The following is a 14,331-nucleotide window of genomic DNA, read 5'->3' as shown; positions in this document are numbered from 1 at the left end:
CATGGACGGGGGCCGGCGGCCGCACCGGCCGCCGGCCCCCGCGCCGAAGGAGATCACGCCTTGTTCGCGGAGCCTCCCTTGCCCGGGTCGGCGGGACCGCGCGACGCCTCGCCGACCAGCTCGGCCTTGTCGCCGGCGCCGGCGGCCTCACCGGCCCCGGACGCCGTGCCGGACGTCACGGCGCCCGGCGCGGCGCCGCCCGCCACGGCGGGCTGCGCGCCGTCCGGCCCGATCAGGTCCGTGCGCCGCTTGGACACCACGATCGCGGCGACCACGATGGCGACGGCCACCACGGTGACGGCCACCCGCAGCGGCACGTTGCCCGCGTACGTGACGACCGCGTCCGCGATCAGCAGCGCCACCAGGTTCATCACCTTGATCAGCGGGTTGATGGCCGGGCCCGCGGTGTCCTTGAACGGGTCGCCGACGGTGTCGCCGATGACCGTGGCCTCGTGCGCCTCGCTGCCCTTGCCGCCGAGGTTGCCCTCCTCGACCAGCTTCTTGGCGTTGTCCCAGGCGCCGCCGGAGTTGGCCAGGAACACCGCCATGAGCACGCCGGCCGCGATCGCCCCGCCGAGGTAGGCGCCCAGCGGCGCGTACCCGAGCGCGAACCCGACCGCGATCGGCGTCATGATGGCCAGCAGGCCCGGCGTGGCCAGCTCGCGCTGGGCGTCCCGGGTGCAGATGTCGACCACCCGGTCGTAGTCGGGCTTCTCGGAGTAGTCCATGATCCCGGGCTTGGTGCGGAACTGCTCGCGCACCTCGACCACGACCCGTCCGGCCGCCCGGCCCACCGCCATGATCGCCAGCCCGGAGAACAGGAACACCACGGCCGCGCCGACGATCAGCCCGATCAGCACGTTCGGGTTGTCGATCGACAGGCTGAAGTCGGCGAACGTGCCGAGCGCGTCCCGGGCGTCCGCGGACGCGTCGGCCAGCGCGCTCACCACCGTCGTGCGGAACGACCCGAACAGCGCGGTCGCCGCCAGCACCGCCGTGGCGATCGCGATGCCCTTGGTGATGGCCTTGGTGGTGTTGCCGACCGCGTCCAGCCGCTCCAGCACGGCCGCGCCCTCGCCCTGCACGTCGCCGGACATCTCGGCGATGCCCTGCGCGTTGTCGGAGACGGGGCCGAAGGTGTCCATCGACACGATCACGCCGACCGTGGTGAGCAGGCCCGTCCCGGCCATGGCCACGGCGAACAGCGCCACCGTGGTGTTGCCGAAGCCGAGCAGGAACGCCCCGTACACGGCGGCGCCGATGACCAGCGCCGTGTAGACGGCCGACTCCAGGCCCAGCGAGATGCCCGACAGGATCACCGTGGCGGGGCCGGTGCGGGCGCTGTCGGTGACCTCCTTGACCGGCTTGCGGTTGGTCTCGGTGAAGTAGCCGGTGAGCAGCTGGATGGCGCTGGCCAGCACGATGCCGATCAGCACCGCGCCCAGCGCGACCCACCGCGGGTCGGCGTCCAGGTCGCGGATGGACGGGTCGGTGACGCCCGTCAGGGCGGAGAACGACGACGGCAGGTAGGCGAACGCCGCCACCGCCACCAGCACCGCCGAGATCACCGCGGACAGGAAGAAGCCGCGGTTGATCGCGGTCATGCCGGAGCGGTCGCCGCCGCGCGGCGCCACCGCGAAGATCCCGATCACCGCGGTGATCACACCGATCATCGGCACGACCAGCGGGAACACCAGGCCCTCGGTGCCGAACGCGGCCGACCCCAGGATCAGCGCCGCCACCAGCGTCACCGCGTACGACTCGAACAGGTCCGCGGCCATGCCGGCGCAGTCGCCGACGTTGTCGCCCACGTTGTCGGCGATGGTCGCCGCGTTGCGCGGGTCGTCCTCGGGAATGCCCTGCTCGACCTTGCCGACCAGGTCGGCGCCCACGTCCGCGGCCTTGGTGAAGATGCCGCCGCCGACCCGCATGAACATCGCCAGCAGGGCCGCGCCGAAGCCGAAGCCCTCCAGCACCTTGGGCGCGTCGCCCTTGTAGGCGAGCACCACCACCGCCGCGCCGAACAGGCCGAGCCCGACGGTGAACATCCCGGCGACGCCGCCGGTGCGGAACGCGATCCGCATCGCCCGGCGCTCGCCGCCCTGCTCCCGGGCCGCCGCGGCGACCCGGAGGTTTCCGCGGACCGCCAGCCACATGCCGACGAAGCCGGTGACCGCGGAGAACAGCGCCCCGATGACAAAGAAGACCGACCGTCCCACCCGTTCGGAGGTGGAGTCGGCCGGCAGAAGCAGCAGCAGAAGCGGGATCAGGACCACGAAGACGGCCACCGTGCGGAACTGGCGCCGCAGGTAGGCCCCCGCACCCTCCTGGACCGCCCGCGCGATGTTCTGCATCTTCTCGGTGCCCTGGCCGGCGGCCAGCACCTCGCGTACCAGTCCGGCGGCGACGGCCAGTGCGAGCAGCGCGATCACGGCGACGACGACGACCAGTGTCTGGTCGCCGCCGCCGAGATCCACTTCTGCCGCGGCCGGGCTTGACAGGGAAAGCCCAGACATGCGTCCTCCTCGACAGGGCATGCGATCGGTGATCGCCCACAAAGGACGATCTTTACCGCGTACCCCGCGAGCGGCCGTTTTAGACACCTCGCACGGCAACGCGGGTGCGGGGAGTCTACGCAGGCGCCGCGGAGATGAGAAGACCGCGCTTCCCGCGACCGGCGATGACGTCCGAAAACGTCCTGCTTTGCTCGCTGTTTTGCCTGAAAAGTGATCGCTTGCCGTGTCGTCGCAGGTCAGCAGCCATTGTCCGGCGTTGCGGACGTCCAGAGGAGGCCGCACCGCCCCGACTCTTGGGCCCCCTTTTACCTAAGGCCGCAATCGGCATTACATGCCGCCCCAAATTCGCCGCCGCCCTCGGCCGCGGAAGGCGATCATATAGCCGCCCCGCCGCCCGCCCGCGCCCGCCCGCCCGAAATGATCACGCGCGCCGCAGACGGCGCTCGGCAATCATCTCGCGAAATATGATCGATAATCGATCGTGCATTTTTTCTCAAGCACAGAGTGAGCACCCGGCCGAGCACCCCCGCGCCATACCGCCCGCCGGCGTGGAAGTCTTGGCGCGCAGGGCGAGGTCGCCGTGCTCCTCGTGGAGGTCGGGCGCGAGCGCGTCCGGCTGGTGCTCTGCCGCGGTCTACTCGTAGGCGCCCTGCACAGGACGGAGCGCGCCGTCGTCCCCGATCGCCCTGTAGTAGCAGGTGCGGCGCGACTGCCCCGAGGGGGTCTTGGTGTGGCAGGCCCCACCCGTCGTCGGCCGCACCAGGTAGAGCAGCGAGTTCTGCTCGCAGTTGACGCGGACCTCGACCAGGTTCAGCGTGTCCCCCGACGTCGCCCCCTTGCGCCACAGCTCGTTGCGGGACGTGGACCACAACACGGCGATGCCCTCGTCCAGCGACGCCTTCAGCGCCTTGTCGTTGGCATAGCCCACGAACAGGACCTCGCCGCTGTCCACGTCCTGCAGCACGACGGGCACGACCTGCGCCCCCGTCGCCGCCACCGCGGCCAGCTTGCCGAAGTCCAGATTGAGCTCAAGACCTTCCTCAAGGTCGCTCATGCTTCCTCCTCCACAGCGCACGTCAGCGTTGCCATGACCCTCTCTATCCGATGGCACCGCCCACCCCGGCCCACCGGTCGACGGCTCCCCCGCCGTCCCGCTCTACCGCCAACACCACCTCGCCCCGCTGCCCCTCTAACCAGCAGGACGATTGCCGCAGGCCGGTCGCCCAAGAGGTCCATGGCGACGACGTCAAAACGCCCTCACACGCCCCGCAGGACGACGACTGCGACGGCCCGCGTCCCTTCATCCGTTCCACCCACCGAACGGCCCATCTGGTCTACCAGCCGCCCTACGCCAGCCCCCATCGCGACGCCCCAGTCGCCCCAGCCAAGCACGCCAAGGGCACCGAGCCGCGCGTAGACGACCATGCGGACGAGACACGGTGCAGCGGACGGCCCGGGCCGTGGCGGCCACCACGGCGGGACTTGTGGTGATGGAAGTGTGCGCGACGAACGGGCGGAGAAAGCCCAGGAGCCGGTACGAGGCTGCTCGTACCGGCTCCTGGTGCGCTATGGAGCGGTTCTGGCCGTCTAGGCGGCTGCAGGGACGTGGACCGGGCCGCCCGCCTTCTCCAGGCACGCGCCCCCTGTCGAACTGGAGCGAGAGGCCTCACGCGCGATGGCTCCGGAGACGTCCCCGCGCCTGCGGAGAAGCGGCCGCCGCCCGCGGCTCCTGCCGGGCGCCCCCCTGCTCCGCAGGCGCCGGACGTGTCCCGTGTCCTTGAAGGGGGAGCGTGTCCGGACGTGCCCGGCGAGCGCGCCGACATGGGGCGTCAGCTCTGCGGCGGCACGCCCTCCTCCGCGGGCCAGCTCATGCGGATCTGGACGCCCTTGGGGGTCGAGGAGATCTCCACGTCGTCCGCCAGACCCGAGATCACCGCCAGGCCCAGATCGACGGTGCCGTTCCCCAGCGCGTACTCCAAGCCCTCCGACGCGGCGGGCATCCCGCGGCCGGCGTCCTCGCTGGGGACGGTGTCGCTGACGGTGACTTCGAACCGGCGGCCGGTGCCGTTCAGCTCCAGCCGGACCGGTTCGTCCGGACAGTGCCGCTGGTGCGCCTCTACGGCACGCGAACACGCCTCGCCCACCGCCAGCCGGACCTCGTCCAGCAGGGCCTCGGCGACGCCACTGCGGCGGGCCACCGCCGTGACGATCAGCCGCGCCGTGCGGACGTGGGCCGGCAGGGCGCTGAAAGTGAGCTCAACGGGTCCCATCGCGGCCGGGCCGTCTACTTGGCGCCCTTGCGCTTTTCCTGGGCCTCGGCGATCGAGTTGTGGATGCCGAAGACCTTGGTCAGGCCGGTGATGCGGAAGATCTTCAGGATGCGCTCCTGGGTGCACACCAGCTCGAGCGACCCGTCGTGGGCGCGCACGCGCTTGAGCCCGCCGACCAGGACGCCCAGGCCGGTCGAGTCGAGGAACTCGACCTTCTCCATGTCCACCAGGAGGTGGAACTTGCCCTTGTTGACCAGGTCGATGAGCTTCTCGCGGAGCCTCGGCGCCGTGTAGACGTCGATCTCGCCTTCCACGTTGATGACGGTGAGGCCGTCTTCGGTGGTGTAGTCGTTCACCTTGAGGTCCACAGATCCTCCAGCGCCATCCAGCACACTTCGATCCCGTCGTCCACGGAACCGGCCGCGGGGGGCGGTTTCGCGGGCGCCGGGACTCCGCCGTGATTCAATCACGCCCCGGCGTCGAGTACGCGCGTAATCGCCCAGTCGAACGGAACTTCGTACGGCCGTCTGACCTGCTGATCTGCCGGTCGTGAAAGGGGACACGGCCCTGCGGCGCCGGGGCGTTCACGTACTTGTGCCCCGGCTGGCAGACTGAAAAACCTGATGGGCGCGCAAAGATCTTCTACCCCCGTGGACCGGCTGCTGGCCGACCCGTTCCGGCGCGACCGCATCACCCACGTCGAGCGGGTCCCCGCCCGCGCGGGCCGCCGCGCGGACTGGCCGGCCTGGACGCCGCCCACGCTGGTACGACGCCTGGCGGCGGCGGGCATCGACGCGCCGTGGGAGCACCAGGCGGCGGCGGCCGAGCACGCCCGCTCCGGACGGTCTGTGATCATCGCCACAGGCACCGCCTCGGGGAAGTCGCTCGCCTATCTCCTGCCCGCCATCGCGTCCATCTACGAGGAGGACCCGCGGCGCGAGGGCACGGTGCTCTACCTGTCGCCCACCAAGGCGCTGGCCGCCGATCAGCTCCGTTCGCTCCGGTCGCTGCGGCTGACCCGTGTACGCGCGGCCACCTACGACGGCGACACGCCCCGGGAGGAGCGCGCCTGGGTGCGGCAGCACGCCAACTACGTGCTGACCAACCCCGACATGCTGCACCGGTCCATCCTGCCCTCGCACGGACGCTGGGCCGCCTTCCTGCGCCGTCTGCGCTACGTCATCGTGGACGAGGCCCACGGGTACAGAGGTGTCTTCGGTTCCCACGTGGCGCAGGTGCTGCGGCGTCTTCGCCGCGTGTGCGCGCGGTACGGGTCCTCGCCCGTCTTCATCTTGGCCTCGGCCACCACCTCGGAGCCCGCGACGACCGCGTCCCGCCTCACGGGCCTGGACGTGGTGGCCGTGGACGACGACGCGTCTCCCCGCGGCCCGGCCACCTTCGCCCTCTGGGAGCCGCCGCTGACGGAACTGCGCGGCGAGCACGGCGCTCCCGTCCGCCGCACCGCCACCGCCGAAACCGGCGACCTCCTGGCCGACCTGGTGGTCGAGGGGGTGCAGACGCTGGCGTTCGTGCGGTCGCGCCGCGGCGCGGAGTCGGTCGCGCTCGGCGCCAAACGCGCTCTGGAGGAGGCCGCCCCGGAGCTCGTCGACCAGGTCGCGGCCTACCGCGCGGGGTACCTGCCCGAGGACAGGCGCGCCCTCGAGGCGGCGCTGCGGTCACGGGACCTGATCGGGCTCGCCAGCACCAACGCCTTGGAACTGGGCGTCGACGTGTCCGGTCTGGACGCGGTGATCGTCTGCGGGTGGCCCGGCACCCGCGCGTCCCTCTGGCAGCAGGCGGGGCGGGCCGGACGGTCCGGCCAGGCCGCGCTCGCCGTCCTCGTCGCGCGCGACGACCCCCTGGACACCTACCTCGTCCACCATCCAGAAGCGATCTTCGGGACGCCGGTCGAGGCCACCGTGCTCGACCCCGACAACCCGTACGTCCTCGAACCGCACCTGTGCGCGGCCGCGGCCGAGCTGCCGCTGACCGAGGACGACCTCGACCTGTTCGGGCCGTCCACCGCCGACCTGCTGCCGGACCTGGTGCGGCGCGGCCTGCTGCGGCGCCGCCCCGCCGGCTGGTACTGGACGCGCCGCGACAAGGCCGCCGACCTGGCCGACATCCGCGGCGCGGGCGGCACGCCGGTGCAGGTCGTCGAGGCCGCCACCGGCCGCCTGCTGGGCACGGTGGACGAGGCGTCCGCGCACACCACCGTCCACGAGGGCGCCGTCTACATCCACCAGGGCGAGACCTTCATCGTCCAGACGCTCGACCTGGACGACTCGGTCGCGCTCGTGGAGGAGGCCGACCCCGACTACTCCACCACCGCGCGGGACGTCACCGACATCCGCGTGGTGGAACGCCTCCGCTCGGTCGCCTGGGGCGAGGCCACCCTCAACTACGGCACGGTCGACGTCACACGGCAGGTCGTCGCGTACCAGATGCGGCGGCTGCAGACCGGCGAAATGCTCGGGGAGAAGCCGCTGGACCTTCCGCCCCGCACCCTGCGCACCCGCGCCGTCTGGTGGACGCTGTCGCAAACTCAGGTGGAGCGCCTGGGCGACCTGGACCTGGCGGGCTCGGCCCACGCCGCCGAGCACGCCTCCATCGGCCTGCTGCCCCTGTACGCGACCTGCGACCGCTGGGACATCGGCGGCGTCTCCACCGCCCTCCACCCCGACACGGGCCTGCTGACGGTGTTCGTGTACGACGGCCACGAGGGCGGCGCCGGATTCGCCGAACGCGGCTACGCCAACGCCGCCACCTGGCTGCACGCGACCCGCGAGGCCATCGCCGCCTGCGAGTGCGAATCGGGATGCCCGTCGTGCATCCAGTCGCCGAAATGCGGCAACGGCAACGACCCGCTGGACAAGCACGGCGCCCTGGTCATGCTGGCCGAACTCCTCAGCCACGCCCCCACCCCATAGGCGCCCCAGGCCACCCCGGTCTGAGGCGGGCGCCCCTGATGCCGGCCATCACCGCCTCGAACCGCGGGGCATCCCCTCATTGACCGGCGGTCACCACCGGCGACAACACCATCTGCCCCTGCTCGCAGGGGCAGATGCACCTTGGTCGACAACCCGCCGCGAGAGCGGCCCAGCCTGTGGTCGCCCGGCTCGGCAGCCGTTCCACCGGGCGGCTCGCGCCCCAGCGCACCGTGCCGCAGGGCCCCGGCGGTGTGTTGGTGCGCCGCGGCATGATGGTGGAGTCGACGCTCACCTGTCGGCCTGATCAGCCCGGCCGCGTCGGCCCGGCCTGCGGGGGCGGCCAGGATGCGCGTCCAGACGCCTTCACGCTGCCGGCGCCGGAACAGGGCCCGTAGACCGCCTGCCAGAATCCGGAACAGGCGGGCACGGCCCGCCGACGGTGTATGTCTGTCCGACGTTCGTAGCCGACGATCTGGCTGTTCAGCTTGCGCTCTCCTGCGCGCCTCCCGCGTCCATCCGAGTGCGTCACTTGCCAGGCGACGGGCCATACGACCACCTACGCGCTTCGCCCGCTGCATCTCTGCGTGTCAGAGCCCGGATGGTGGTCCTGATTCGCCTGCACGTACGGAGCGATGAGCAGTCGCCGGATCGACCTGTGGTCGGCGTCGCCGGGCCCCAGCTGTAACAGGACCGCTCGCGCGAATCTGAGGACTCGCTTGACCCTCCCATAGCTAACCGTTAACTATATGGCTGACCGTTAGGGAGGGGCCGATGCAGGACGTGGTGCTGGCATTGCTGGCCAAGGAGCCGGCGCACGGGTACCAGCTGCGCGCCCGGCTGCAGGAAGCGCTCGGCCCTCTCGGCGACGGGCTCAACGCCGGGCAGGTGTACGTGACGCTGCGGCGTCTGGAAAAGGCCGGGCTGGTCAGCGCGCGGGTCGTCGGCCAGACCGACCGGCCCGACCGCAAGGTCTACGAGCTGACCCCGGCCGGTCAGGAACGCGTGGCCGGCTGGCTGGCGGACGTGGACCGGGCGTCCCGTCCGGCGCCCACCGACTTTTATCTGAAGCTGGTGGCGGCCGCCTGGTCCGGGTTGGCCGACCCCGTGGACATCGTCGACGCCCAGCGGCGCGAACTGCTGCGACGGCTCGCGGACGTCCAGCGGGCCGCGCTCGCCCAGCCCCCCGGGTCCGGCCCGGCGCTGCTGCTGGAGGGCGCCGTCCTGCGTCTGCAGGCCGACCTGCGCTGGCTCGACTCGTGCGCCGCCCACTGGGCCGACCGGGAGAAATGAGGAACCGTGGAACCGATCCTGCGCGCCAGCCGCCTGCGCAAGCACTACGGCACGGGCACCGGCCTGGTCCGCGCCGTCGACGAGGTCGACCTCGACGTCGCCTCGGGCGAGGCGGTCGGCATCATCGGCCCGAGCGGCTGCGGCAAGTCCACGCTGCTGCACCTGCTCGGCGCGCTCGACCGTCCGGACGGCGGTTGGCTGTGGCTCGGCGGCGAGCGCATCGACAGGCTGTCGGAGACCGCGGCCGCGCGGCTGCGCCGCCGTTCGATCGGTTTCGTGTTCCAGGCGTTCCACCTGGTGGACGAGCTGACCGCCCGGGAGAACGTCGAGCTGCCCGCCCTGCTGGCCGGGGCGTCACCGCGCGCCGCCCGCCGCCGCGCCACCGCCCTGCTGGAACGCGTCGGTCTCGCGGACCGCGCCGGGCACCTGCCCGCCATGCTGTCGGGCGGGCAGCGCCAACGGGTCGCGGTCGCGCGCGCCCTCGTCAACGATCCCGCCCTGCTGCTGGCCGACGAGCCCACCGGCAATCTCGACACCGCGGCCACGAGCGAGGTGCTGCGGCTGTTCGACGACCTGCGCGCGGAGGGCCGCACGCTGGTGATCGTCACGCACGACTCCCGCATCGCCGCGGCCGCGGACCGGCTGATCACCATGCGGGACGGCGCCTTCGTCGACGAGACGATCCTCCGCCGTCCCAGCGGAAACCCGAGCTTCGGCTACGCGATCCGCCACGGCTCGACCGACGACGACTCCGGCCTCGGTTCCGGCCTGGGCGACGACTTCGGGCTTCCCGATGCCCCCGGTCTCGGCCATGGCGACGGCTCCGGCTCGGGCCGCGACTCCGGGTTCGGCTCCGGTCACGGGTTCGGCCTCGGCGCGATCAGCGGGCTGGTGTGACATGGGACGACTCCTGCTGGTATGCCGACTGGCCTGGCGCGACCTGCGCCGGCGCCCCGCCCAGGCGGTGCTTCTCCTGGCGGCGATCGCGGCCACCACCACGACGCTGACGCTCGGCCTGCTGGTCGGCAACGCCGCCGACGATCCCTGGGACCGCACCCGCGCGGCGACGGCGGGCCCAGACGCCGTGGCCGTCGCCACCGAGGCCCGTGTCCTCCGCGACCTGGCGCGGTCCGAAGGCGTGACCGACGCCGTACGGCCGTTCCCGACCGTGTCGGTGCGCCTCGGTGTTCGGGACGTCGCCGTCAACGCCGTCGTCCAGGGCCGCGACGTGGCCCCCAGCCGCATCGACCGCCCGTACGTCACCTCGGGCACGTGGCTGCGCCCCGGCGCGGTCGTGGTGGAGCGCGCGTTCGCCGACGCGCTGCGCGTCCGGCCCGGAAACGAGATCACCTTGGCCGGTCGGCGTTTCCCCGTCGTCGGGATCGCCGTCACGACCGGCCGGCCCCCGTACCCGTCGTCCGCGCCCGGCCTGGTGTGGACGACCCGTGCCGACGCCGTCCGCCTGCCCTCCGCCTCGCCGCGCCGGCTGACCATGCCGATGCGCCTGGCGGACCCGTCCGCCGCCCCCGCCTTCGCCGCCCGCCACCAGGGCGTCAGGCCGTGGCAGGACCTGGCCGCGTACGCCACCGCGGAGCTCCGCCTGGCCGACGGCGCGCTGGTCAGCGGTGCGTGGGTGCTGGCGATCCTTGCGGGTCTGTGCGTCGCCCTGCTGGTCGGCGGCCGTCTCGCCGAGCAGGGACGGCGCGTGGGTCTGCTGAAGGCGGCCGGTGCGACGCCCGCCGTCGTCGCCGTCACGCTGCTGGCGGAGCACCTGCTGATCGCGGCCGTCGCCGGCGTCGTGGGACTGCTCGCGGGCTGGGCCGTGTCTCCTCTGCTCACGGAGCCGAACCCGGGCCTGCTCTCGACCGGCGGGGCCGCTCCCACGCCCGGCCTCGTCGCCGCCGTCCTGCTGTTCGCGGTCGGCGTCACGGCGACGGCCACCGCGGTGCCGGCGCTTCGCGGCGCCCGCATCACCACGGCGCGCGCGTTGCGCGACCCGGTGCGCCCGCCGCGCCGTCTGGGAGTGCCGTCCGGCCTGCCGGTCACCCTGCTGCTGGGCCTGCGCATCGCCGTACGGCGCGTTCGCCGGACCGTGCTGGCGGCGCTCAGCACGGCCGTCACCGTGGCGATGACCGTCGCCGCGCTGGCGATGAACCGGGACATCGCGCGCAAGGACGGTCAGGCCACCGGACCGGACTTCGTCCCGGGCGCGGGCAACCCCGTCACCGAACGGGTCGGCCAGATCGTCCTCGTGCTGGCCGTCACGATGCTGCTGCTCGCCGCGGTCAACGCCGTCCTGACCGCGTGGGCCACGTCCTTGGACACCCTGCGCACCTCGGCGCTCGCCCGCGCTCTGGGCGCGACGCCCCGCCAGGTCACCGGCGGTCTCGTCGCCGCCCATCTGATCCCCGCGGGCGTGGCCGCGGTGGCGGGTGTTCCGCTGGGTCTTCTGGTGTACGCGGCGGCCCGCGCCGCCGGGAACGCTTCCTCGGCGAGCGGGCAGGTCCCGATCGTGTGGCTGGTCGCCGTCATCCCCGCCACACTGGCGGCCGTCGCCGTCCTGACCGCCGTCGCCGTCAGGCACGCCGCGACGCGCCCGGTGACGACCGTCCTCAGATCCGCCTAGGGCTGCCGGACGGCCGCCTCCACGGGCCGGGACGCCGCCGCGTTGCGCCGAGCGATCGCCAGCTCGTGCTCGAGCCGCCGCTTCTCCAGCTCCAGCGTCTGGATCGACTCCTTGTGCTCGTCGCGCAGCTCCTGAAGCTCGCGCCGCAGCCGGACGGCCCGCCTGATGCCGGCCAGCGCCAGCGTCGCGCCCAGCATGAGCACCAGGGCGACGACGGCCCCGGCCGCGAACACCTGCCACACGGACGAGACCCCCGGCACGGCCTCCCCGAACGCCGTGAGCTCAGCCTCTCCGGTGTTGTCCGCGATGACGGCCGCCCCCACCACCAGGGCGGCGACCACGATCAGCAGCCCCAAGAAAGTCATGCGGAGGGTTCTCCTCTCCGTAGCGGGGAGATCTCGGCTGGGAAGGGAGCCTAGACCGCCCACATTCCGGACGCCATCCCTTCGCGATCAGCCCGACCGGTACGGCACCGACTGCCGAAACCGTCGTGGCCCGACACCAGTTTCTGAGCGAACGCTCCCGTCCGCCCGGCGATCGCTCACTTCGCCCTGCGACGTCCGCCGCGGCGCCTGCGCGCGCCGTGGCGCGCGCCGCTTCGGTGAGCCGGCTCGGCGATGCGGACGACCACCCCGCTGTTCCCTCCCCCGAGGGTCGCCGGGCGGCGTCCCGCACGGGACGCGCCGGGACGCGAGGGCGCGGCGGCCGCCTTGGAGCCCCGCTCGCCCCGCGCGGCCTTGACGGCGGAGGAGATCTCGGCGGTTCGCGCGGCGGCCTCGGCCTGGGCGATCTGCTGACGCGCCCTGATGACGCGCTTGCGGCCGGTCCCGCTCCGCGCGATGCGCGCCGCCGTGCCCTGGCTGCTCACCCCCGCGTGGGCGACGCGGATGCGCCGCGTCCAGGTGCCGAGGTGCGCCGCGATCAGGAGCAGGATGAGGGCGGTGGCGATGCTCTTGCCCCACTGCAGGGTGTCGGAGGCCGCGACGTTCTGGGCCTTGGGCCGGTTCTGGTCGGCGACCTGCGGCGCCGGGTACGTCAGTCCCGGAGTCGCCCCCTCCGGCTGCACCTGCGGCAGCGTCACCGGTGACGCGTTGTTGAAAGGCGTCAGCGGCGCCGCCCCAGGCGGCGGGGTGCTCGGCACCGTGGGCGGAACAGAGCTGGACGGCGGGGAGACGCTCGAACCGCCGCCACCGCTGCCGCCGCTTCCCTTGACGGTCACGCTGGCCGACGCGGCGCTCGAGTAGATCGACCCGCCGGAACCGTCGGAGCGCCTGGCCCGCACCCGCACCGGAATCGTCCCGCTCGCGCTGGACGGCACGGCGAAGGTGGTGGAGCAGCTCGTCCCCGAGCACAACCCGTCCACCGAGCCGCTCTTGGACCCCGCCGCCCCGGCACTGATCGAGTACCCGAGGAGGTCGCTCTCCAGGCCCCGGTTCCAACGAACGGTGATCTTGCTGCCCGACAGCTTGGCCGAGACGCCGCCAGGGGCGGCGGGCGGAACTCGCGCGACGAAGCTGCGGGTGGCCTTGGTGTGCCACCCCAGGAAGTTCTCCTGAAGCCTCACCTCGTAGCGGCCGTTGTTGCCGAGATCGGCCGTGCCGCTCAGGCCCGCGCTGCTCAGGGCGCCCTTGGAAGCCACGACCTGCTCGGTGCCGCCGGGGCTGACGACCACGAGCCGCCACGCGTTGAGCCACTCGGTGGTGGCCGCGACCTTGACCGAGCCGCCGCTGCTGATCACGGCGCCGTCGTCCGGGCTGGTGATCCCCGCGCCGGCCGCGCTGGCCGGGGCGGCGGTGGCGAGAATCGGGACGCTCATCGCAAGGGGTGCCGCGAGCGCGACTGCACCGATCCTGCGAGTCCAGGTCACGGCTTCAATCCCTCCATCGGACGATGTGCCGACGTCGCTCCGTCCGCCGAACCCGGCCCGGCCACCGGTCGAGCTGCGCGACGGCCGCCGTGTCTGGTGATTCCGGGGGGTTGAGGGCAGCGTAACGTACCAACGGGTAACCCACGTCACAGTACGGCGACAATGCGGAGGCGTCGATGGCCTTGCCCGGCCGGCGACACGCTGCGCGCACGATCACCGCCTGCTATTGACGCCTTGTTCAACGAGCCAGGTGTGGTAAGGGTACGCTTTCCGGCTCGGCGGGACCAGCCCGGGCGCGCGAAACGACCCGCATGTCACCGACCGCCCACGCCCCTGTCACCGCCAGTGTCACCGACACATCGACGACCCGCCCCCGCACCTGGCACTTCGACAGGCGCCCACCGAATTCCCGTGCGACCTTTCCAGCGCTCCTGCAGGCCTCCCGCGTTCCTTCGGCGACCCGTGCGGCCGCTGCCAGCGCAGCCAGATCCGCGGCCGCATCCGCCCGATGCCGCGCCACCCGCACACCGCCCACGGTCATGGCCGCCGCAGCCGACGCCCACAGAACCGCCATCAGCGCCACCACCCACAGCGCCCCACTCCCCCGATCACCCCGCCCCCTCGCACAATGCCCATCCCGATCCAAAGCCCCTCTCCAGACCATCCCGTCACCCCTCCTCCCGCACGGCAGCACCGCCCGCAAAACGCCGTCCGCACCGGACTGGAGCCCTCGCACCAACACCCGCAACCTCCTCACCACCACTTCCAGCACTTCCGCGGCAGCGCCCCACCCGCCGCTACATCTCCACCGCGTCCAGCCCCCACCCAGGCG

At 72.7% G+C, this 14,331-nt stretch carries 11 protein-coding genes; 4 read left to right on the top strand and 7 right to left on the bottom strand.

Features of this window, described 5'->3' with window-relative positions:
- Positions 1-53 precede the first annotated feature (53 nt).
- The 4 genes from AR3_RS27040 to AR3_RS27025 all read right to left on the bottom strand — a co-directional run bounded on the left by AR3_RS27040 (position 54) and on the right by AR3_RS27025 (position 5,154).
- The gene (locus AR3_RS27040; RefSeq protein WP_083952103.1) at positions 54-2,516 is read right to left on the bottom strand and encodes a sodium-translocating pyrophosphatase; all 2,463 of its coding nucleotides are present in this window, start codon (positions 2,514-2,516) and stop codon (positions 54-56) included.
- 634 nt (positions 2,517-3,150) lie between these two features.
- Positions 3,151-3,570, bottom strand: coding sequence for a phosphoribosyl-AMP cyclohydrolase (locus AR3_RS27035; protein WP_083952101.1), 420 nt, complete (start codon positions 3,568-3,570; stop codon positions 3,151-3,153).
- Between the two features lie 775 nt (positions 3,571-4,345).
- Positions 4,346-4,786, bottom strand: a complete 441-nt coding sequence (locus AR3_RS27030) for an ATP-binding protein (protein ID WP_067918172.1) — start codon at positions 4,784-4,786, stop codon at positions 4,346-4,348.
- A 14-nt stretch (positions 4,787-4,800) separates the two neighbouring features.
- On the bottom strand, positions 4,801-5,154 hold the full coding sequence (locus AR3_RS27025) for an STAS domain-containing protein (RefSeq protein ID WP_067918171.1): 354 nt from the start codon (positions 5,152-5,154) through the stop codon (positions 4,801-4,803).
- 255 nt (positions 5,155-5,409) lie between these two features.
- Here AR3_RS27025 and AR3_RS27020 point away from each other — a divergent pair, with 255 nt between their 5' ends.
- The 4 genes from AR3_RS27020 to AR3_RS27000 all read left to right on the top strand — a co-directional run bounded on the left by AR3_RS27020 (position 5,410) and on the right by AR3_RS27000 (position 11,632).
- Positions 5,410-7,716 carry a DNA 3'-5' helicase SftH gene (locus AR3_RS27020; protein ID WP_067918170.1) on the top strand — a complete coding sequence of 769 codons (2,307 nt, stop codon included), beginning with the start codon at positions 5,410-5,412 and terminating at the stop codon, positions 7,714-7,716.
- Positions 7,717-8,487: 771 nt separating this feature from the next.
- Entirely contained in the window at positions 8,488-9,006 is a 519-nt protein-coding gene (locus AR3_RS27010; protein ID WP_067918166.1) for a PadR family transcriptional regulator, read from the top strand.
- Positions 9,007-9,012: 6 nt separating this feature from the next.
- Positions 9,013-9,903 carry an ABC transporter ATP-binding protein gene (locus AR3_RS27005; protein ID WP_313819759.1) on the top strand — a complete coding sequence of 297 codons (891 nt, stop codon included), beginning with the start codon at positions 9,013-9,015 and terminating at the stop codon, positions 9,901-9,903.
- A gap of 1 nt (position 9,904) precedes the next feature.
- Positions 9,905-11,632 (top strand): ABC transporter permease, encoded by a 1,728-nt coding sequence (locus AR3_RS27000; RefSeq protein ID WP_067918164.1) that lies wholly within the window; start codon positions 9,905-9,907, stop codon positions 11,630-11,632.
- Here AR3_RS27000 and AR3_RS26995 read toward each other — a convergent pair.
- The 3 genes from AR3_RS26995 to AR3_RS30045 form a co-directional block, all read right to left on the bottom strand.
- Positions 11,629-11,997: a hypothetical protein gene (locus AR3_RS26995; RefSeq protein ID WP_067918162.1), complete on the bottom strand. Its 369-nt coding sequence runs from the start codon at positions 11,995-11,997 to the stop codon at positions 11,629-11,631. The genes AR3_RS27000 and AR3_RS26995 overlap by 4 nt on opposite strands.
- Before the next feature lie 176 nt (positions 11,998-12,173).
- On the bottom strand, positions 12,174-13,448 hold the full coding sequence (locus AR3_RS26990; RefSeq protein ID WP_067918160.1) for a hypothetical protein: 1,275 nt from the start codon (positions 13,446-13,448) through the stop codon (positions 12,174-12,176).
- A gap of 289 nt (positions 13,449-13,737) precedes the next feature.
- Positions 13,738-14,163: an Rv3654c family TadE-like protein gene (locus AR3_RS30045; protein ID WP_083952105.1), complete on the bottom strand. Its 426-nt coding sequence runs from the start codon at positions 14,161-14,163 to the stop codon at positions 13,738-13,740.
- Positions 14,164-14,331: the final 168 nt, after the last annotated feature.

The sequence above is a fragment of the Actinomadura rubrobrunea NBRC 15275 genome (assembly GCF_001552235.1).
In the GTDB taxonomy this organism is placed as follows: domain Bacteria; phylum Actinomycetota; class Actinomycetes; order Streptosporangiales; family Streptosporangiaceae; genus Spirillospora; species Spirillospora viridilutea.
The sequence above is the reverse complement of the archived record's forward strand: the minus strand, read 5'-3'. Positions and strand labels throughout refer to the sequence as shown.